This window comes from Streptomyces sp. AB3(2024) (genome assembly GCF_041862025.1).
Classification (GTDB): Bacteria; Actinomycetota; Actinomycetes; order Streptomycetales; family Streptomycetaceae; genus Streptomyces.
Window position 1 is genome coordinate 1 of the sequence record NZ_JBGWAB010000146.1, and the last position, 18,682, is coordinate 18,682.

The following is an 18,682-nucleotide window of genomic DNA, read 5'->3' on the forward strand; positions in this document are numbered from 1 at the left end:
GGTCGGTGGACAGGCCGGCGGCACGCCGCCGGTCGCGCCAGCGCCACTTCAGGGCGAGGCCGCAGAGCATGGCGGCCTCGCTGGAGCCGGTGGTCGAACAGCCCACCGCATTGGCCTCACCACCCTCGCCGGCCGGCGCGTGCCAGAGGTCGGCGAGGATGCTGACGCAGCGCGACTCGATCTCCGCGGTCTGCGGGTACTCGTCCTTGTCGACGATGTTCTTGTCCAGGCACATGTCCATCAAGCGGCGGACCTCGTCGTCCGTCCAGGTGGTGCAGAAGGTGGCCAGGTTCTGCGCGGCGTTGCCGTCCAGGAGCAACTCGTTGCGCAGCAGCTGGAAGACCACGGACGGCGGAGCGGAGAACTCCGGCATCGACCGCTTGGGCAGCGGCCTCTCACTCAGGGGAGAGGCGAAGATGTCGGCGGCCGGGTCGGCCGCCTGCTTTTGCGCTTTGTGCAGAGCCACCAGTCACCTCACGTGTCGGTCGTCAGATCCGCATCAGACACTACGGGCACGGCCCAGGGCTCGGCATGAGAACGTACGCCATCTCGGGCACGGCTGGACGAGTCAGCCTGACACTCAGGTCCGTCGTCATCGGGCACAGTGCCCAGGGCGCCGACAGTCTGGGTGTCGCGATGATCTGCAGCCCCGCGACCTGCCGACAGCGGCATGGCGGCCACACGTGCCGTCAGGCGACCAGCCCGTAAATGCCCTCCGCTGTCAGCCACAGGCCAACGATCAAGGAGAGCGTGACGACCAGCTGGTTCTGGTTCTGCTCAAGCCAGGTTCGCAGGGAGTTCAACCTAGCCCCCGCAGCCGCCGGTGCCCGGACCGTGTAGATCTCCATGACGATGAGGCCGAGCGTGGCCAGCAGGCAGTAGCCGATCAGGGCGAGCCAGTCGGCGAGGGAGGAAAGGTCCGCAGCGACGACCGTCGCGGCGCCGGCACCGACCAGCGCCCAGGGCTGTAGCAGCCAGGCCAGCCCGGCGGCCGTGGCCGGTGAGGCGCGATCCACCCGAGCGGTCCAGCGCGGCGGGCCATGCGGGCGCGGCGGGCTACGGCGCCGGTGCGCGCCGTACAGCACCAGCCCCAAGCCGATGGCGAGTTTCACACACGCCACGGCCATCGACGGCGCGCTGTGGCGGGCCGGGGGCTCACCCCCGGTGAGCAGCAGCACGCACGCGATCACCACAACCAGGTTGGCGAGCCACGACAGCAAGAACGCCATGCCCTTGCGGACACCACGCCGAGAGGAGAGCAGCAGGATGAAGGCGCTGTTGTGCAGAGGTCCCAGGGTGATGGCCGTACCGATCACGATCAGGTCGAGCACCAACAGCGCAGTCACTCCAAGAGGTCGAGGCCATCTGCTGCCGTTGGACAGGAGAAGCGGGTGAATGGGGTCGAGAGGCGCTGTCGCGGCAGCGCATCCCGACTCTGCGGGCAGCGGCTCGACCGGTCAAGCAGGCCACGTGCACGTCCTCAAACGCCGCACGCCGGGTTTGGGAGGAGGTTTGCCGAGCGAGTGGCACCGCGCCCACCGCCGAGAAACACCACGTTATCCGCCACGCCCCCCACCTCCGGCAGATCCGAGCATCGCAAGCGCCCCTTGACTGACGGCGCCCGGCAAAGCGTCAGCGTGGGGCGTCGTGGTGCGCGAGTCCGTTCTCACGCAAGTCCGGCGTGACGCGCAGTGCCCTGGAAAACCATGCGCCGTAGCGGTTGCCCAGAGCGGGAGCTGATGCTCCGTGGAGGATGATGCTCAGGCCCACGGTCACGGCGATGACCTCGCTCAGCAGGGTTCCCCCGGGCAGGTGCTCTTCCAGGGCGAGCAGGCCGAACACGAGGGAAGCGAGCCCACGCGGACCGAACCAGCCGATGTAGGCAACGGAGGCGGGGCGCAGGCCGGCGCCGGCCAAGGCGAGCGCGACGGGCAGTATCCGGATGATGGTGAGGCTGAGCAGTGCGTAGACGACAATCCGCCACGTCAGGTGCTGGAGCGCGGGCCCCAGGATGACCGCGCCGAAAACGAGGAAGCTCAGCGAGGCGAGCAGGAGGCCGAGGCGTTCGGTGAACCTGGTGCTCTGCGCGGGGTCCGAGTCCTGGGGACGGATGCCAAGGTCTGCGGGTGTCCGGCGCAGGTGGATGCCGAAGGCCAGGCCGGCGGCCCAGGCGCCGATGAAGCCGCTGCCCTCGCCCATGGAGCACAGGACGTAGACGATGACCGGGACGGCGAGTACCAGGAACTGGCACCAGTCGGAGCTGCTCCACCCGCGGGAGAGTGACCAGCGCAACAGGCCCGCTCCAATCCAGCCGGCCGCGACTCCAGTGGCACCGCTCAGCAGCAGCGCCCTCAGGAACGTCTCGGCGGCGCCCGGAGAGCCCTGCCCCTCACCGGCCGCCGCGAGCGCCAGCACGAAGAACGGAAGCGCCAGACCGTCGTTCAGACCAGATTCGACGGTCAGAACGCCGCGGGTCAGCGGCGGCACCCGCTCATTGGAGAAGGCCTGCTGCCCGAGCGCGGCGTCCGTCGGCGCCAGGATGATGCCGACCAAGGCCAGCTCCCAGACCCCCAGGCCAGGCAGCAGGGGCCAGGCGGCCAGCCACCCCAGGGCCATCGTGACCGGCAGGCCCACAGCGAGCAGCCGCAGCGACAGGAACTCCTCCCGCCGCAGGTCCCGGGCCCTGATCCCCGCCGCGTCGGCGAACAGCAGGAGTACCAGTGCACTCTCCAGCAGCGTCCGCGTGACCTCGGGATCCTTCGCCTGGTCCAACAGGTCCAGGCCCAGCGGGCCGATCGCCAGACCGAACAACATGAAAACCATCGGTCCTGAGAACACAGTGGTGGACAAGCGCCGTGAGAGCGCCCCGTAGCCGACGACCACACCCCCGGCGACCACGACGGCCCAGCCGTTCATCCGTACTCCTCACACCCGGCATTCATCGTCGACGGGGCGACCGCGCCACGGGTAGCGTGCCGGGTCTCCCCGGAATGCCCTCCCGCCTTGCGCAGAGAAACGAAGTCTGACCTTATGGCGCTGCCGGTCAGGCCTCACGGGAACCCTGCTCCGAACGCGCCGAGCACACACCGGTCGGCCCAATGCAAGGCGACGGCCACGAGCCGGACGTGGCTGGGAACGCGCGACGCTGCACGCGCCCGGGATCAGCTGGGGCTTCCTCAGCTGACGGGGTGCACGGTCGGCACCGATCCCCGTGTCGGTCTGCTCCCCATGCGGCCTCGCCAGCGATTTTCCCCTTGAATCACAATCTGCTTATGCGGGTCCGATCGAGTGGTTCCATTCAGGCTGACTGCGCCCCACTTGCCGAGTTCTCTGCTGTAACGGATGATTCCCCTGACGGACTCTGCTCCGCGAGTCGGCGTTCCGTTGCAGGTACCTCGACGCCCAGGCGTGCCTGGCGGTATCTTTGCGATTTGACTATCGCTTCAAAACCCCTCTACCGCTTGAGCACTCAGAGCCTCTCAAGTTCAGCGTGAAACAGTTCGCAAAAACTGTCCGACTTCGACCGTAGCGAGATGCCCACACAAAGCGGCATCACATGTGCGCAAGGAAGTGAGAAAATGCGCAGAACCCGGTGGAAGCGTTTCGCTGCAGTGTTGCTGCCGAGCCTCGTGGCCGCTACTGCTCTGGTATTGAGCATGGCGCAGGGTGCCTTCGCCGCATCTTTCTTCATCTCCGGAGAACGATTCAAGCTCTCCGTGGACACCCTGCAAGCCAAGGGCCTGAGCCTTTACGGAATGGTTGATGTGACGCGCCGGGGCAAGGCCGTGCCAGTGATCGTCACAGGAGCGAGGAACGTTACGATCGACGGCCTGTGCCAGTCAGTGCTCATCCCGATCCCTGTACTGGGCGCCTTCACCCTTCGGCTCACGGGAGGCGATCAAGGGAAACCCGCCACTGCAACCAATGCATTTCTCGACACCGATCTCCTCGCGGCCTCCAGCGCGACGATGAACAACGTGGACATCGGCATTGCAGCAGGCTCGATGACCGTGGGCGAAGTGAACTCCGGGGACGAGAACTCCAAGTTCTTCGCCCCGAACACCATCGCGCTGCAGGGAACTTCGGCCACGCTGACAAACGTCCGTACCACCGGGGTGGCGGCCACGATGGGTTCCATCACCCTGCCGGGGATGAAGGCGTCACTCCAGCACGGTGACCACCAGTGCTTCTGAGCTGTACGCAATTCAAGGCCCTTATGTGACGGGGCCCCGCGCCTCGACCTCATTGGAGTCTTTGAGTAGAAAGTCATTTGCGTGACGAAAATGACCACGTCAACCGAATGGCGTGAGGCTCTCTCCAGAGCACTGAAGGAATTCCATACCTGGCGCCACAGCAGGCCCTTCTGGGCTGGGCTGATGACACTTTCAGCGGGCTGGCCCATCCTGTACCTCGCCTATGGGGACCTCACCCTGGGGGGCGTCACCATGGCGCTGTCGACCGCTGCGGGTGCGGGGTCGCTGGTCATCGGGATCCTCCTCGTCACCCTGGGTCTTCTCATGTGGCTCCGGCCGCTCGGACGTGTCTTCGCAGGGATCGCCGCGATCCTGCTGTCGCTGGTTTCCCTGCCGATCGCCAATTTCGGTGGTCTTCTCGTCGGCGCATTGCTCGGTCTTGTAGGTGGTTCTCTGGCCTGCGCCTGGTCGCCCCCCAGCGAGGATCCGGACGGCGACGGCCAGAGCGTCCTCCCCTCTGCCCCGGAGACTGGTGGGCGCCATGCGCCGTGACGACTCGGACGAGGCCGACCGCGGCAGCCTGCCGGCCCCGAGATTCGCCCACGTCTTGCGTCCTGTGAGGCAGACGGGCCCCTTCCCGCGTGTCCCGAGACCGGTCGGCCACCTCTTGGCACTGACTGCCCTACCGGCCGCCCTGCTGACGACCCTGGTCGTCGAATGGAGGGCAATGCCCGCAACCGCTCACCACACCCTCCCGGCCAGCAGAAGTGCCCTGCCGGGCATCGCGGCCGGAGTGGACGGAACCCCTTGCGCGCCATTGCCGGTGACGGCGCCGGTCGCCTCCAGCACTCCGATCTCACACCCCTCCGCCAGCCCTCAAAAGTCCGGGAGGGCAAGCCGGTCGGCTGGGCAGGACGGGACCGCTGAGCCCAACACGGGCCGCCAGGAGAGCCCAGGATCTTCCTTGCCCGGGCAGCGGGGCTCCGGCACGGCCCTGCATGCTCCGAGCGCCTCCCCTTGCCAGGTGACCCCCGGGGCCCGGCCATCTCCGTCCGAGAGTCCGGTGCCTCCTGCTGGGACGACACCCGCGTGCCCGTCGGCGCCCCCGATGTCCGCCGAGCCGACAACCCACAAGGCTCCGCCCTCGCGGACGCCCGACCGACCGGACGGCAGCGCAGCTGTCGGCTGTGCCACACCGACCCCAGCAGAGCACAGCGTGTCCTTGGGCCTCGCCGAAGGTGCCTGGACGCTGAACTCGCCCAGGCTCGTGCTGCTCGGCGGCGTGTTCCGCGGAGTGGTGACCGTCGAAAGCGAGGCGGGCCCGAAACAGCTGCTCGAATTCACCGCCCGCTCCCTGGAGGTGGCGGATCTCGACCTGGAGGTGCGCCAGACCGTAGGGACCTGGCATCTGCAGGCCGCCCCAGGGACGACTTCCACCGTCGTCGGCGACGACGTGACCCTGTACGCGGAAAGGCTGGTCGGCACGTTCACCAGCACGCGGCAAGGGTCACCACCACCCGGCGACAGAGTCACCATCACGCCGAGCACCATTCCGCCGTGGCTCCTCAACCCGGTCGCCTCGGCATCGGGCTCGGCCCCCGGGACGATCACGATCAAGGACGCCGTGGTCTCCCGGCTCCGTCTCTCGCGCGTGAGCCTGACCGTCCCGCGCGCTCATGTCCGCACGGGCAGCTCCTCGGCCCCCTTGCTCGGGTAGCAGCCCGTGAGATGCCTAGCCTGCTGGCGGGCCATCCACATCCGAATCCCGCCGTCGAAGTCGTACGCGATCTCCCAGTCACGCATGTTCTTTCCGGATAGGCCTGATCGGCAACCCGGGCAGCTGACGGGCATCGGCGCCTGAGGGCTCGCCTCAGCCGGCGAGAGCAGGAAAGGAAGGCTTGTCGATGTATACGTTTGAGGTCCGCAGAACTGCGGACGCACCACCCGAGACGGTGTTCGGCGTCTTCACCGACCACCGCAAGTACGCCACGCTCCTCACCGTCATCAGGAGTTCCGTTCTGGAGCGGGAGGGCGACCCCGCCCCCAACGGCGTGGGGGCCGTACGAAAGCTGCACATGCCGGGCGTGACGGTCCGGGAACAGGTCACCGCGTACGAGCGACCCGGACGTTACTCCTATCGGCTGGTCTCGGGGCTGCCCTTGCGGCACTTCAGCGCGACCGTGACCTTCAATCCGGTCCAGCACCAGCGGACCGAGGTGGTGTACTCCGTGACCCTCGAGCCGAGGCCGAGTGTACTCAAACCGGTCATCGGCAAGATCGCCAAGAAGGCCATCGCCGACTTCACGGACGCGGCCGTTACCAGGGCGGAATCTCTCACAGCCTCGACCGCTTCCAAGGACCACCCGCCGAGGTCGGGCTGACGGACCGACGTTCCTCACCAGTACCCGCGACGCACACCTGAGCCGGTAGGAGGTCGAACAGCTCCTACCGGCTCAGGTGTTCCAGGACCGGTGTACTTCGGCGGAACTCCGCGAAGGGGGCGCACCAGTCACGGTCCGAACTCGCAGCGACGGCACGGAGTATGAGCCGATCACGTCATGCGCTCCCCGAAGCGTCAGGGTCCGCTTCGGCCATCTTCTGCTGCGCGTCTGCGATCGCGCCCTTCAGAGCCTTCACGTGGTGGCCCTCCGCCTCGCCGACTGCCTTCCTGACGGCGCGGGTCACGGCCGGCTCGACCTTCTCGGCTGCCGAGCGCGGGTAGGCGACGACCAGTCCTGCGCCACCGAGCGGGATGGTGGCCCCTGCCTGTTCCTCCAGCTTGGCAGCGGTTTTGTGATGAAGGAGTTTTCCGGCCCCGGCGCCGATCGCTGCGCCGACCGCGGTCGCGGCAAGCAATGGTGGCGCGAACAGCCCGACCACGAATCCGACGGCGCCCACGCCCGCTGCGCCCTCGCGAACCATGTGGTCGGTCTCCTCCACCGACAGGTCGCCGTCGAGGTCCTTGGTGACGACCACGGCACCGTGCAGGTAACCCCCGCTCGCCAGAACCGCCTCGTAGTCCTCCTGGGCGGCGTCTTTCGACATGTATCCGCCGATCAGAACGTCGATCGTTTCGTCGTCGAATCTCATCGATCCTCCTTCCCGTTGCGGACACGTTTCACCCGGCGAGTCCGTTCCCGACGTGCCCGTGGTGGGTGGCGGCATGCAGCTCGTCCTCGGCCTCGTCCGACAGGTGCGGCTTGGTGTCGAAGGCGACCTTCTTGACGGTGCCGGTGAAGGCGAAGGGCTTCTTGTCCTCGTAGCTGAGGTCGACGACCCCTCCGTTGTCGCGGCCTATGTCCATCCCCGAGTAGGCAGAGAAGCGGACCGGGACCGTGTGGTCCATGCGGCCGGTGGCAACGATCTTTTCGTCGACCAGCAAGGTGACCTGCCCGCCGGTGGCGGGCTTGGGCGCATCAGCCACGAACTCCAGGCGGACGTTCACCTCGCCTGCCGGCAATCGCACTTCGGCCTGCTGCCGGTAGACGAACACGCCCATCATCGAGTACGTGTGGGTGAGCTTGCCGTCCTCGACGAAGAGTGAGAATCCGCCCAGATGGTCGGCCTCGGCCACGATCACGCCTTCGGCTCCCTTCGCCGGAACGACGAGATCGGCACTGATCGTGTACGAGTGGTTGTAGATGCGCGGGATCATCCCCGACATGACGTTCTGGACATCTCCCCGGTACTCGAAGTGGTCCACATCCGGCCGCGGCGGGAGGATGCCGAAGAACACCGAGAGCGTGGAGAGCAGGGGAAGCACCTTGAACTTCTCCGCCTCTTGCCAGAAGAGCTCCCTCAACTCCCTTACCTTCTCGGGGTGTTCAGCGGCCAGGTCTTTCGCCTGGGAGAAGTCGTCGGGCAAGTAGTACAGCTCGGTCGGGTCTGCGTCCGGATCCCAGACGCCGGGCGCGTACGGTCTGAGCGCATGGGGTGTGAGCACCCACGGGATGCGCTCGGTCCTCATCGCCAGCCACCAGCCGTCCTTGTACATGGCGCGGTTGCCGATGCTCTCGAAGTACTGCTGTGTATGGCGTTCCGGCGCGGCTGCGTCGGACAGCGAGTCCGCGAACGTCACACCGTGGTGGGGCTCCTGCTCGATCCCGTCGACATGGGAAGGGGCCGGGATCTTGGCGATGTCCAGGATCGTCGGCCCGATGTCGGTGATGTGGGTGAACTGCGAGCGCAGTGCGCCGGGGTCGGTGATGTGTGCCGGCCAGTGGATGACCATCGGGTCGCGCGTACCGCCCAGGTGCGAACCGACCTGCTTGCCCCACTTGAACGGAGTGTTGCCGGCCCACGCCCACGCCGCAGAGTAGTGAGGATCCGTGATCTGGGAGCCCCAGGCCTCGATGCCGCCGTAGCGCTCGGCCAGCTGGAGCTGCATCTCGTCGGTGAGCGGGATGCCGTTCTGCATCGTCATCTCGTTGAACGAGCCGGTGATGGTGCCCTCCATGCTGGCGCCGTTGTCACCCCAGATCCAGATGATCAGCGTGTTGTCGAGCTCGCCGAGCTCCTCGATCGCGTCGATGACCCGGCCGACGTTGTGGTCGGCGTTCTCCGAGAATCCCGCGTAGACCTCCATCTGGCGGGCGTAATAGGCCTTCAGCCGGTCGGGAACGTCGTCCCACGCGGGGAACGCGTCGTCACGCACTGTCAGCTCCGCTTCTGCGGGGATCACGCCCAGCACCTTCTGCCGGGCGAAGACCTCCTCGCGAAGCCGGTCCCAGCCCTGGTCGAACTTGCCCTTGTACTTGTCCGCCCATGCGGAGGCCACGTGGTGCGGGGCGTGGCTGCACCCGGTGGCGAAGTAGACGAAGAACGGCTTGCGGGCGCTCTGCGCCCGGACCCCGTGAAGCCACCCGATGGTCTTGTCGGCCATGTCGTCCGGCAGATAATACGGGTTCTCCTTGTCGTAGAAGCTTTCCGGGGTGCCGATGATCTTCTGATTCTCGGCGAGGCAGGGATCCCACTGTCCCGAGTCACCGCCCAGGAAGCCGTAGAAGTAGTCGAAGCCCCATCCGTTCGGCCACCGCCCGAACGGTCCGGCCGGACCCTGGTCGCCGTCGGGGGTCAGATGCCATTTGCCGAACGCCGCGGTGCTGTATCCGTTCTCGGACAGGACCTTTGGCCATGGCGTGCAATCACGTGGAAGCATCGCCGTGTAGCCGGGGAAGCCGCTGGAGAACTCGCCGACCGATCCGAAGCCGACCGCATGGCTGTTCCGCCCGGTGAGCAGAGCCGCACGCGTCGGAGAGCACAGCGCCGTGAGGTGGAACCGGTTGTAGCGCAACCCCGCTTCGGCCATCTGGGTGAAGCGGGGGGTGCTGATGGGGCCCCCGAACGTGCTCGGGTTACCGAAGCCCGCATCGTCGATGAGCACCAGCAGGACGTTCGGGGCTCCGTCAGGAGGTTCCGGGTGCCCGATGAGGTTCCAGTCCGGCTTCGAACCGTCGAGTGTCCTGTTACTCACCCCTTGGAACGGCGGCCTGCGTATCGGAAGCTTCGTGCGGTCTAGCTCACTCATCGTTTTTCTACCTCTCGTTCACAACCATCCGCGCCGCTGTCGGTCCGGGAACCAATTCCGTGAGTCATCGTCGGTAGCGTCAGGGACGCGGCCCTCGCGGCCTGCATGCGGCTTGGGACTCTCCCGCGGGCGGTGGACCTCCGACGTGGTGGACGAGTCGGTCGAGCACGGCGGCGACGGCCCCATCCCCGAAAGGGCTCGTTCGAGGTGACGATCGCGCCGGCTCTGCAATTCCGTTCGAGGCGATCGGCAGGAAGACGGCTGCGACATCGGCGTCGACCGGGCATGGGCCGCTTCCTCACGATCAGGTGGGCAGCGCCGGGCTTGACCAGCTCGTCCTGAGCCGGCCCCCGTGGTGCGACGACCACGCTGTCGTCCCGTCGGTGACGGTGACTCCTTCATTCTCCGCCCGGATCACCCCGTTCGCGCGGGAATGAGCGGAGGAGTGATCCGGGCGGGCGGCTAGCTGGTTTTCAGGTAGCCGTTGGCACGCTCGACCTGGCCCTTCGGCACCGAATCCCGGGCCGAAGCGATACGACCGTGATTACCGACATGCCCGCGAAAGCGGCGAACTCGCCGGTCAGCCCGCCCCGGCCGCACCGGCACCGTTGCCCCGCGCAAGCATTTGAGGCGGCTCCAAGCGCCGTCGGCGAGCATGTATCAGCAGATCGGTGGCAGCTCGCCCGCGACTCGCGGTTCGTCGCCTGCGCCGGGGCCTCATCGAGCGCTCGTTGTCCGCTCCGGAGGGAAGAATGGGCCATGTACCCGTTCACGGTCCCCTGCCGGAGCTGCAGTCTCGATGCGGGCGCCGCCCTCAACCGCCAGGTGCACAACGGTGACGCTCTTCCCAAGACGTTTCACCTCGCCAGGCCCGGCCGCTCGGTCCGGGCCCGCCAGGTCGTCCGCCAGGACCAGCTCGCTTCGGAACAGGAAAGGTGCTTTGTTACAGACGAGAACATCGCGTACCCAGCGGCCGTATCCGCGACGCCACTTGGCCGACAACCCTGCCACCTCACCCTCGACCACCCGGATCGCCCCCTTGAAGGAATTCGGCTGACGGCGCAGCCAATGTCGGCGCGCCATCACTCCCGCCAGCAGGAACACGATCACGATCAGGTCCACTCCCAGCACGGCAAGCAATGCGATCAGCATGTTGCAAGCCTGCTGTAGGGCTGAGCGGTGCGCACTCCCACCACTGTCGGGCCTCAGGCACGGCACGGATGCCGCAGCGGGCCAAGGGCGGCGGGGACGGCGCGGGGCTCTCGCCCCATGGCGGACCGCCGAGATCCCCCGGTTGAAGCAGGGGGTGCCACGCGCAGGGGGTGTTTCGGCCAGGGTGCGGGCCTTCGGCCCCCATGCGAGGCTGACAGGCAGACGGGCACGACCACCTTATTCCCGGGCGTTTTCATCGCCCTCGCCGGTGACGCTACACACCAGCGGCGCGGTATCACGCTCACGGGGTGGGCCGTGAACGCCAACCTCCTCTGGCTGCCCCTTGCCCCTTCCGAGCCGCCGTGCCCATATCCCCGTCGACGTCTTCGTCATGTGGGCGCTCTCGGGTGCTCACCGAGGGGACGGAACCGCAGACATGACGCTCATCGAGAGAACGGAAGCGCAGACATGGCATCGACTGACACAGAAGAACTGGGTCCTGTCGACTACCTGGTCGTCGAGTTCCCGCCGGCCACCTCGCACTTCACCGGCGCGATGGCCGCAGAGCTCGACAAGCTCGTCACCTCGGGGACCATCCGGGTCCTGGATCTGGTCATCCTGACGAAGGGGGCAGACGGCGAGCTCGACGTACTGGAGGTCGACGACCTCGACGACGCCGGGGAACTGCGAGCTGCTGAGGCAAAGCTGGCCGGCCTGCTCGCCGAAGAGGACGTCGTCAACCTGGCCGCTGCCATGAAGCCCGGCACGACAGCCGGCGTGCTGGTCTGGGAGAACGTGTGGGCGGCGCCCTTCGCCTCCGCCGCACGCCGCTCTGGAGGCCAGCTCATTGCCAACGGACGCATTCCGATCCAGGCCATCCTGGCCTCCATTGAAGCCGACGAAGCAGGAGAATGACATGCCCATCGGACCCATGCGCAGAGGACGACGAGGAGTCATCGGCGCCCCCGTGGCCCGCACCGCGGCTACCGTGGGCACGGCAGCGGTCGTCGCCCACGGGGTCGGTCGCCGCCATGACCGGCGTGAGGACCGCCGGGACGACCGTGAGGACCGCCGGGACGACCGCCGCGACCGGCGCTGACCCGAGCCTCACCTCACCGCCGGTTCAGGACGGTGTGCTCTTCCTCCCGGTCGCCCGAGGCGGCGGCCGGGAGGCCATCAAGGGCGGCTGCCTCCGTCCGGCTGCTCGGCTGCCCACGCAACTATCGCCCTCGTGCCCGAAACATGCCTTTGATGCTCTTCACCAGAGCGGCTACGGCGTGGGCGAGCGTCGTCGCCCCCAGCAAGACGGCACCGGAGACGATCCACCTGCCCAGTCCCGGCTGCGCCCTGTCGTGCGTAGTCGGCTTGGTCCCCGGCTCAGACACGGTCGGCGGCTCACCACCCATCATCTCTCTGACGATCTCCACGAAGCCCGCGACGGCGTGAAGTAACGCTCCCGCCGCCATCGTCGCGGCGCCGACGAGGACCCATCCAGCCCTGCCGATCTCCTCCGGGGGCTGTTTCAGCATGGCCATGGCCTTGCGGCGTCGGATATGGGGCATCAGGTCCGCCTCCTTCGCCTTGACCGCACGCGCCTGCCGGAGACTCCACCGAAAGGCGCCTACTCTCTCGACCATGGCTGTTTTCAGCCAGGCGCGCATCTCGCGCAGCACCCTGGGGCACGTCATCCTCGGCCGATCGCTGCGGGACCGTGGGAGGCATCCCCACCGCCGTCCGTTTCCTGGACAAGGGAGGGCGAGATCCGGCTTTCCTAGGCCGGGCCTGCGCAGCGAAAGCCGATGTTGCCGGTGGAGGAGTCCGGCGTGTTGGGCATCCGGGCTGAGACCCGATAGCGACGGCAGTACGAGGCGTGGCAGAGGTAGGAGCCCCCGCGGAGGGCGCGCGCTGTGCCGGTCGGTGGGCCGGCCGGGTTCTCGCGGGGGCCGGTGGAATGCCAGACGGGGTCGAACCAGTCGGCCGTCCACTCCCAGACGTTGCCGGTCATGTTGTGGAGGCCGTATCCGTTCGGTGGAAAGGCGTCGACGGGGCAGGTGTCGAGGTAACCATCCTCAAGGGTGTTGTGCTCGGGAAACGACCCGTTCCAGACGTTCATCCGGTGTCCGCCGCCTGGGCGGAGTTCGTCGCCCCACGGGAAGGGCTGCTGTTCGAGCCCACCTCGGGCGGCGTACTCCCATTCGGCCTCGGTGGGCAGGCGCCGGCCTGCCCAGGCGCAGTACGCGAGTGCGTCGTTCCAGGAGACATGCACCACCGGGTGCTCCGCGCGTCCGCCGAGGTCGGAGTCAGGGCCGTGCGGATGCCGCCAGTCGGCGCCGAGCACCTCGCGCCACCACGGAGCGGCGGCGACCGCCCGGGTGGGCGGGAAGTCGTCGGGCAGCAGACCACCGAAGACGAACGAGGCCCCATAGCGTTCGGCATCGGTGACATGACCAGTTTCGGCCACGAAGGAGGCGAAGCGCGCGTTGCTGACGCAGTGCGGATCAATGGTGAAAGGGCTGACCTTGATCCTTCGTACCGGACACTCGCCGTCCTCAGCATAGGCGAGTACGTCATCGCTGCCCATGCGGAACCAGCCACCGTGCAGTCGGATCTCAGGCGGGCCGACGGAGGTCGCGCCGGACTGGTCGTTCGGCCGGGCCGTGGCCATGGACGGCCCTGACTCACCGGATACCGCCCTACGCCGGTCGGGGGTGCAGCAGGAGGGGGTCTCTCGCGTCATGTGCTCGGCTTCTCTGTTTCCTGGTGCCGAAGGAGGCGGCCGGGTGAAGGTCGACGGACGCCCAAGGGGCGGGACGGTTCGACTCGGCGTCGAGGTGATCTACGAGTTGACCGCAGCTTGCCGCACCTGCGATGACGGTCGGCGAACCGAGTGGCGTGTCCCCGGGCGAGTCGCTAGGAAGGTGTACCCGAGATGCGGTTGTGCGACGCACCGGCCGCCGCTTTCCCTCGGAGCGGCCCGAGCAGCGTGCCTGAGCCGAACCACATCATGAGGCACCGGCACCCGTCCCACCCACATGGGCCGAACGGGTACCGCGCGTACCGGACGGACAGCCCAGCGGCCCAGCCACCCCGAGGTCTTGCTGTCAACAGGCGGCTGCGCGGCAAATCCTCCCAAGGGACACCGATGCCGCGGGCAGGCCCCGCCCATCCCGCTGAGGCCCCAGCGGTCAACACCTTCGACGGCGCCGGCACGTCACCATGCACGCACGACCACGTACTTCGGCACGCGCTGACCCGCCGAGCAAGTGAAACCGGCCTACCGTGAACGTATGACCAGTGAAGAGCGGCACCGGGCGCACGAGAGGGTCGCCCCACGGGCCGGGCACGAGCAGCAGGTGTGCCCGGCCTGCAAGAGCCCCGTCGACACGGTGATCAGGCGGCGCAAGTCCCTCGGAATCTTCATCCCGGTATGGGCTCCAGGACCCTGCCGGAACCCTGAGTGCACCGGGTAGGGGGTCCTGTACGGTCAATGGCGGATCTTCGAGCAGGAAGTGTTCATCCGGGGTCCCGCTCTCTCGACCCCGTATCGGGTGGTACAGAACAGACCGCGCCCAGCCGTAGTGCAGGCGGCGCCGCGCTGGGCGCCACACACGCCCTTCTCGCGACCTGGCGGACGGTACAGAAGGAAGAGCCGCATGGGAAGCGAAGCACCAGCGCAACCCCCAGAAGTACGGCCCCTACGTCGACAGCGGATACGTATTCACCCAAGACAACGGCACTCCGTGGCATCCCGATAACGTGTCCAAACTCTTCGACCGCCTCCTGCGGAGACTCGGCATGCCCCCCATTCGCCTGCACGATCTGCGCCACTGCGCGGCATCCCCGAGCCTCGCAGCCGGCCTCTCCATGAAGGCGATCCAGGCCCTACTGGGCCACGCATCGTTCACTCTCACTGCGGACACGTACACCAGCCTGATGCCCCAGTTCGAGAAGGAGGCCGCCGATGCTCCGGTCGCCCTCGTTCCGCGCGCACACCAACCGCCGGACGCCGGGGAAGGAGCCCTGCGCGACGTCGCGCGGCCTCCGATGACGCTCATCGCAGGGGGCGAAGAGGAGGCGGCATGACAGCTGCCTGGTGCTTTGTCCCCCTGCTGTCCCCCTGAGACGCAAAGTGGCCTCCCGGAAGCCCTTCCGGGAGGCCACTCTTATGTGTTTTTTGCTGTTCAGAGGCGTTCCATCGTCTTCCGGCTAACCTGCTGGACGCTGTTCTTCCGAAGCGGCGCATGCCCCTTCTCCCTTCCTTGTGACGAGCCTCGTGACGAGGAGGAAGGCAGGAAGGAGGTACCGAACAGGGCGTCCTACCAGGGAGCCAACCGGCATGTCATACCCCGGTAGGGGGTGGCGGAGGCGGTCCCGGTCCGGGCCCCGGGGCGGTGGGGACGGGGACCGGTCCGGGGGATCAGGCCGTGTCGCCCGGGCGGACCAGGCCCGCCTCGTACGCGAAGATCACAGCTTGGGCGCGGTCGCGCAGGTCCAGCTTGCCGAGAACCCGGCCGATGTGGGTCTTGACCGTCTGCTCCGCCAGCACCAGGTGCGCGGCGATCTCCTGGTTCGACAGGCCGCGCGCGATCAGCTCCAGCACCTCCGTCTCCCGCGGGGTCAGACCGTTCAGCCGCAGCGCCGGATCCTTGCGCGGTGCCGGCCGCTGCCGCACGAAGTCCGCGATCAGGCGACGGGTCACCGAGGGCGCCAGCAGTGCCTCGCCGGAGGCGACCACCCGGACCGCCGCGATCAGATCGGCCGGCGGGGCGTCCTTGAGCAGGAACCCCGACGCGCCCGCGCGAAGCGCCTCGTACACGTAGTCGTCGATGTCGAAGGTGGTCAGCATCAGCACCTTGGGCCGGTGCACCACCCCCGGCGGCGGATCGAGCAGCTCCCGGGCCGCGGAGAGTCCGTCCAGTTCCGGCATCCGTACGTCCATCAGCACCACGTCCGGGTGGACGGTGCGCGATACCCGCACCCCCTCCCGGCCGTCGGGCGCCTCGCCCACCACGTCGATGTCGGGCTGCGCCGACAGCAGCGCGGCGAACCCCGCCCGCACCATGGCCTGGTCGTCGACGATGATCACGCGGATGGTCAACTCGGTTCCTTCTCGGCGTCGTTCAGGGGCAGCCGGGCGGCGACCCGGAATCCGCCGTCGGGCAGCGGGCCCGTGTCCAGGGTCCCTCCGGTCAACCGTACGCGTTCGCGCATCCCCACCAGACCGTGCCCCGTGCCCGAACTCTCCACCTCCACCACCGCGTCCCGTGCCGGACCGTTGACCACCAGCACGAGCACGTCGCCCCCCGGAGCGGAGCGGGTCACCGCGACCCGGGTCCGTGCCCCCGGGGCGTGCCGCACCACGTTCGCCAGGGCCTCCTGCACGATCCGGTACGCCGACAGGTCCACGGCCGGCGGCACCTCCTCGGCCGCGGCCGACGCCAGGGACAGCTCCACCGGCTGCCCGGCCCGTACCGTCGCCTCCACCAGCTGCTGGATCCGGCCGATCCCGGGCTGCGGGAACAGCTCACCGCCCGCGCCCTCCGCGCCGTTCGTCCCGTCGCCGCGCAGCACCGTCAGCAGCCGCCGCATCTCGCCCAGCGACTCGCGCGCGCCGGCCGCGATCGCCGCGAACTCCTCCCTCACCGGCTCCGCCATGCCCGGCAGCCGGTACGGGGCCGAATCGGCCTGCACGGTGATCACCGACATGTGGTGGGCCACCACGTCGTGCAACTCCCGGGCGATCCGCGCCCGCTCCTCCAGCAGCGTGCGCCGCGCCCGCTCCGCCTCGCTGATGCTCTCCTGCTCCGCGATCCGTTGCCGGGCGTCGCCCAGTTGCCGCAGCGCACCCGTCAGGGCCAGCACGGCCCCGCTGAGCACGAACTGCAGCGCCACGGTGTTCGTCACCCCGGCGGGCTCGAAGAAGCCGAGGACCACCCCGGCCGCGCCGGTCGCCAGCCACACCTGGACCAGCGTCCGGACGGACTCGCGCAACCCCAGACACACCATCAGCACCTGGTAGCCCACGATCACCATCGGCGGCCACGGCCACGTCTGCCCGCCCACCCCATCCGCGCCGATGAGCAGGGTGGCCCCGGCGACGTCGGCGAACAGCACCATGCCCCAGGCGGGCACCGGCCGGGTGACCGCCAGCAGCAGCGGAACGGTCTGTGCCACGCCCAGCGCCCCCGCCCAGCCGCCGTTCGCCCCGTAGTCGTTGGTCAGCACCGCGATGGTCACCGGCAGCAGCGTGATCACGAAGATGCCGACGACCGTGAAGGGCAGCATCCGCTGCCACCGCCTGGGTGCCCGCGCGAACAGCGCCTCGCCGGGCCGGGCGGGCGTCCGCAGCACGACCGCGAACCGGTCCAGCGGGTCCGTCCCCCGCCCCTCGCGCCGCGCGCCGGAGCCGGGCGGCCCTTCCGGCTCGCGCGACGACTCCTGCCGCTCGCGCGCCTTGCGGTTGCGGACACGGGCCGGGATACGGGCTTTGAGGCTCATGATCCGCACAGCCTATGTGCCGGGCGGGCGCGCGCGCCGTGGCCCGGCGGATCCGGTAGCCGCCGGGTTCGTTCCCCCGGCGCGCTCCGCTCGTTGACCCGGCATGGAGCTGTTGCCGACCATCGCGGCGCCGGGCGTCGGGGAACGGGCCGACGCCGCGGCCGATGCCGCCTGCCACCTCTACGACGCCGTTGTGCCCTGGAGCGGCGACGAGCCCGGCGGGTGGAGCCGGACCGCCGCCGAGGACGCCGCCGAGACCATTGAGACCACCGCGCACGCCCTCGCGCACATCCACCCGCGCGCCGAGGTCATCCTCGCGCCCGTGCACGCGGCCCTCGCCGACCTGCGCCGCCAGCTCGCGCTCGCCCCCGCGGACCTGCTGGGCGCCGAGGGGGTCCCGGTGATCGCCCGTACGGTCGGCAACCCGCGCCGCACCCGCTGGGTGCGGGTGCTCACACCCCCTTCGCCCCGGCAACCGCCGCCTGGTACAGCTTCCTGATCTCGGCGCCGAAGTAGGAGCTGTACGAGGTGTCGGCGGTGGGCCCGCCCGTCTTCCAGCCACCGATCACCCCGACCACGTCGCCGGTCCGGGTGCGGTCGTCGAAGCGCGTGATGAAGGGGCCCCCGCTGGTCCCGCCCGGGTAGCCGGTGCAGTCGATGCGCAGGAACGAACCCGGGCTCTTCGGGTCGGTGCTGGTGAACTTGGTCGTGCGGTTGACGCACACGCGCGGGCGGGTCGCCGACGCGGGATGGCCGATCAGGGTCACCTTCGCGTGGGTGAACGTGGCCCCGGTGAGAAGGCGGTTGCCGCCGACGGCGTTCTCCACCGCGCGGCCGGCGGCGTTCGGGCCGACGGCGGCGAAGGCCACGTCCAGGGTGGCCGCCTTCTCCGCACCCTGGGTCTTGTAACGCTGGTCGATCCACACCTCGGAGCGGCCCGCGGAGTCGCGCAGGACCGGGAACATGCCGTACGGCTGCGGCTTCGCGCGGGTGTAGCGCGGTACGAAGGCCACCTGGCGGGTGTCCGACCCGAGCAGGCAGTGCCCCGCGCTCAGCACCAGGTTGCGGCCCGGGGACGAGACCACGCTGGCGGTGCAGAAGTAGGCCCCGGCGCCCTTCATGACGTACATCCGACCGACGGCCGGGACCCCGTCGAAGTCTTGGCCGATCCCGGCCGTGGAAGGCGCGAGGACGGGCCCGGCCGGTGCCCGGGTGGGGGCGGCGGGCGCGGGCGACGGCGAGGCGGCGGTGGGGGAGGGGAGCGGGTCGGCGGCGGGACCGGACGGGCTCCGGGGCGTCGGGATCGAGGTCG

The 18,682-nt window shown here is 68.7% G+C and carries 18 protein-coding genes and 1 pseudogene; 8 read left to right on the plus strand and 11 right to left on the minus strand.

The window, feature by feature from the left end; genetic code table 11:
• The 3 genes from ACEPPI_RS34910 to ACEPPI_RS34920 form a co-directional block, all read right to left on the minus strand.
• Nucleotides 1–466, minus strand: a 466-nt coding sequence (locus ACEPPI_RS34910; protein WP_373919274.1) for a pyridoxal-dependent decarboxylase, incomplete at its 3' end; no start/stop codon positions are given.
• 223 nt (nt 467–689) lie between these two features.
• On the minus strand, nt 690–1,334 hold the full coding sequence (locus ACEPPI_RS34915) for a GAP family protein (protein ID WP_373919275.1): 645 nt from the start codon (nt 1,332–1,334) through the stop codon (nt 690–692).
• A 298-nt stretch (nt 1,335–1,632) separates the two neighbouring features.
• Nucleotides 1,633–2,916, minus strand: a complete 1,284-nt coding sequence (locus tag ACEPPI_RS34920) for a cation:proton antiporter (protein ID WP_373919276.1) — start codon at nt 2,914–2,916, stop codon at nt 1,633–1,635.
• 662 nt (nt 2,917–3,578) lie between these two features.
• Here ACEPPI_RS34920 and ACEPPI_RS34925 point away from each other — a divergent pair.
• The 4 genes from ACEPPI_RS34925 (at nt 3,579) to ACEPPI_RS34940 (ending at nt 6,574) form a co-directional block, all read left to right on the plus strand.
• On the plus strand, nt 3,579–4,193 hold the full coding sequence (locus ACEPPI_RS34925; protein ID WP_373919277.1) for a DUF6230 family protein: 615 nt from the start codon (nt 3,579–3,581) through the stop codon (nt 4,191–4,193).
• Between the two features lie 90 nt (nt 4,194–4,283).
• Complete coding sequence (locus tag ACEPPI_RS34930) at nt 4,284–4,745, plus strand: DUF6114 domain-containing protein (RefSeq protein ID WP_373919288.1); 462 nt, start codon at nt 4,284–4,286, stop codon at nt 4,743–4,745.
• 670 nt (nt 4,746–5,415) lie between these two features.
• On the plus strand, nt 5,416–5,910 hold the full coding sequence (locus tag ACEPPI_RS34935; RefSeq protein ID WP_373919278.1) for a hypothetical protein: 495 nt from the start codon (nt 5,416–5,418) through the stop codon (nt 5,908–5,910).
• Nucleotides 5,911–6,097: 187 nt separating this feature from the next.
• On the plus strand, nt 6,098–6,574 hold the full coding sequence (locus ACEPPI_RS34940; RefSeq protein WP_373919279.1) for an SRPBCC family protein: 477 nt from the start codon (nt 6,098–6,100) through the stop codon (nt 6,572–6,574).
• 175 nt (nt 6,575–6,749) lie between these two features.
• Here ACEPPI_RS34940 and ACEPPI_RS34945 read toward each other — a convergent pair whose 3' ends face one another.
• The 3 genes from ACEPPI_RS34945 to ACEPPI_RS34955 all read right to left on the minus strand — a co-directional run bounded on the left by ACEPPI_RS34945 (nt 6,750) and on the right by ACEPPI_RS34955 (nt 10,872).
• Nucleotides 6,750–7,283, minus strand: a complete 534-nt coding sequence (locus ACEPPI_RS34945) for a DUF1269 domain-containing protein (protein ID WP_373919280.1) — start codon at nt 7,281–7,283, stop codon at nt 6,750–6,752.
• Nucleotides 7,284–7,311: 28 nt separating this feature from the next.
• A complete protein-coding gene (locus ACEPPI_RS34950; RefSeq protein ID WP_373919281.1) occupies nt 7,312–9,720 on the minus strand; it encodes an arylsulfatase in 2,409 nt (802 codons plus the stop codon).
• A 717-nt stretch (nt 9,721–10,437) separates the two neighbouring features.
• Entirely contained in the window at nt 10,438–10,872 is a 435-nt protein-coding gene (locus ACEPPI_RS34955) for a hypothetical protein (RefSeq protein ID WP_373919282.1), read from the minus strand.
• 468 nt (nt 10,873–11,340) lie between these two features.
• On the opposite strand from ACEPPI_RS34955, the gene ACEPPI_RS34960 reads away from it, so the two are divergent.
• Both ACEPPI_RS34960 and ACEPPI_RS34965 read left to right on the plus strand, forming a co-directional pair.
• Nucleotides 11,341–11,787, plus strand: a complete 447-nt coding sequence (locus ACEPPI_RS34960; RefSeq protein ID WP_373919283.1) for a DUF6325 family protein — start codon at nt 11,341–11,343, stop codon at nt 11,785–11,787.
• Between the two features lies 1 nt (nt 11,788).
• On the plus strand, nt 11,789–11,971 hold the full coding sequence (locus ACEPPI_RS34965) for a hypothetical protein (protein WP_373919284.1): 183 nt from the start codon (nt 11,789–11,791) through the stop codon (nt 11,969–11,971).
• Nucleotides 11,972–12,092: 121 nt separating this feature from the next.
• Here the strand turns inward: ACEPPI_RS34965 and ACEPPI_RS34970 are convergent, their stop codons facing one another.
• Entirely contained in the window at nt 12,093–12,533 is a 441-nt protein-coding gene (locus ACEPPI_RS34970; RefSeq protein ID WP_373919285.1) for a hypothetical protein, read from the minus strand.
• A gap of 110 nt (nt 12,534–12,643) precedes the next feature.
• Complete coding sequence (locus ACEPPI_RS34975) at nt 12,644–13,537, minus strand: formylglycine-generating enzyme family protein (protein ID WP_373919286.1); 894 nt, start codon at nt 13,535–13,537, stop codon at nt 12,644–12,646.
• A 959-nt stretch (nt 13,538–14,496) separates the two neighbouring features.
• On the opposite strand from ACEPPI_RS34975, the gene ACEPPI_RS34980 reads away from it, so the two are divergent.
• On the plus strand, nt 14,497–14,955 hold the full coding sequence (locus ACEPPI_RS34980) for a tyrosine-type recombinase/integrase (RefSeq protein ID WP_373919289.1): 459 nt from the start codon (nt 14,497–14,499) through the stop codon (nt 14,953–14,955).
• A 334-nt stretch (nt 14,956–15,289) separates the two neighbouring features.
• On the opposite strand, the gene ACEPPI_RS34985 is transcribed toward ACEPPI_RS34980, so the two are convergent.
• Both ACEPPI_RS34985 and ACEPPI_RS34990 read right to left on the minus strand, forming a co-directional pair.
• Nucleotides 15,290–15,970, minus strand: coding sequence for a response regulator transcription factor (locus ACEPPI_RS34985; RefSeq protein ID WP_249770450.1), 681 nt, complete (start codon nt 15,968–15,970; stop codon nt 15,290–15,292).
• Nucleotides 15,967–17,370 (minus strand): sensor histidine kinase, encoded by a 1,404-nt coding sequence (locus ACEPPI_RS34990; protein WP_373919287.1) that lies wholly within the window; start codon nt 17,368–17,370, stop codon nt 15,967–15,969. Before ACEPPI_RS34990 ends, ACEPPI_RS34985 begins: the two co-directional genes overlap by 4 nt.
• Before the next feature lie 103 nt (nt 17,371–17,473).
• Between ACEPPI_RS34990 and ACEPPI_RS34995 the strand changes: the two genes are divergently transcribed.
• Nucleotides 17,474–17,869, plus strand: a complete 396-nt coding sequence (locus ACEPPI_RS34995; protein ID WP_266846093.1) for a hypothetical protein — start codon at nt 17,474–17,476, stop codon at nt 17,867–17,869.
• Here ACEPPI_RS34995 and ACEPPI_RS35000 read toward each other — a convergent pair.
• A pseudogene (locus ACEPPI_RS35000) lies at nt 17,823–18,682 on the minus strand (hypothetical protein); the annotation flags it as partial. The gene ACEPPI_RS34995 and the pseudogene ACEPPI_RS35000 overlap by 47 nt on opposite strands.

Excerpts from the sequence above, each read along its gene's own strand:
- ACEPPI_RS34960 (WP_373919283.1), top strand. The coding sequence starts at position 11,341 with ATGGCATCGACTGACACAGAAGAACTGGGTCCTGTCGACTACCTGGTC.
- ACEPPI_RS34990 (WP_373919287.1), bottom strand. The coding sequence starts at position 17,370 with ATGAGCCTCAAAGCCCGTATCCCGGCCCGTGTCCGCAACCGCAAGGCG.
- ACEPPI_RS34925 (WP_373919277.1), top strand. The coding sequence starts at position 3,579 with ATGCGCAGAACCCGGTGGAAGCGTTTCGCTGCAGTGTTGCTGCCGAGC.
- ACEPPI_RS34940 (WP_373919279.1), top strand. The coding sequence starts at position 6,098 with ATGTATACGTTTGAGGTCCGCAGAACTGCGGACGCACCACCCGAGACG.
- ACEPPI_RS34945 (WP_373919280.1), bottom strand. The coding sequence starts at position 7,283 with ATGAGATTCGACGACGAAACGATCGACGTTCTGATCGGCGGATACATG.
- ACEPPI_RS34955 (WP_373919282.1), bottom strand. The coding sequence starts at position 10,872 with ATGCTGATCGCATTGCTTGCCGTGCTGGGAGTGGACCTGATCGTGATC.
- ACEPPI_RS34965 (WP_373919284.1), top strand. The coding sequence starts at position 11,789 with ATGCCCATCGGACCCATGCGCAGAGGACGACGAGGAGTCATCGGCGCC.
- ACEPPI_RS34950 (WP_373919281.1), bottom strand. The coding sequence starts at position 9,720 with ATGAGTGAGCTAGACCGCACGAAGCTTCCGATACGCAGGCCGCCGTTC.
- ACEPPI_RS34970 (WP_373919285.1), bottom strand. The coding sequence starts at position 12,533 with ATGCGCGCCTGGCTGAAAACAGCCATGGTCGAGAGAGTAGGCGCCTTT.
- ACEPPI_RS34930 (WP_373919288.1), top strand. The coding sequence starts at position 4,284 with ATGACCACGTCAACCGAATGGCGTGAGGCTCTCTCCAGAGCACTGAAG.
- ACEPPI_RS34975 (WP_373919286.1), bottom strand. The coding sequence starts at position 13,537 with ATGGCCACGGCCCGGCCGAACGACCAGTCCGGCGCGACCTCCGTCGGC.
- ACEPPI_RS34920 (WP_373919276.1), bottom strand. The coding sequence starts at position 2,916 with ATGAACGGCTGGGCCGTCGTGGTCGCCGGGGGTGTGGTCGTCGGCTAC.
- ACEPPI_RS34995 (WP_266846093.1), top strand. The coding sequence starts at position 17,474 with ATGGAGCTGTTGCCGACCATCGCGGCGCCGGGCGTCGGGGAACGGGCC.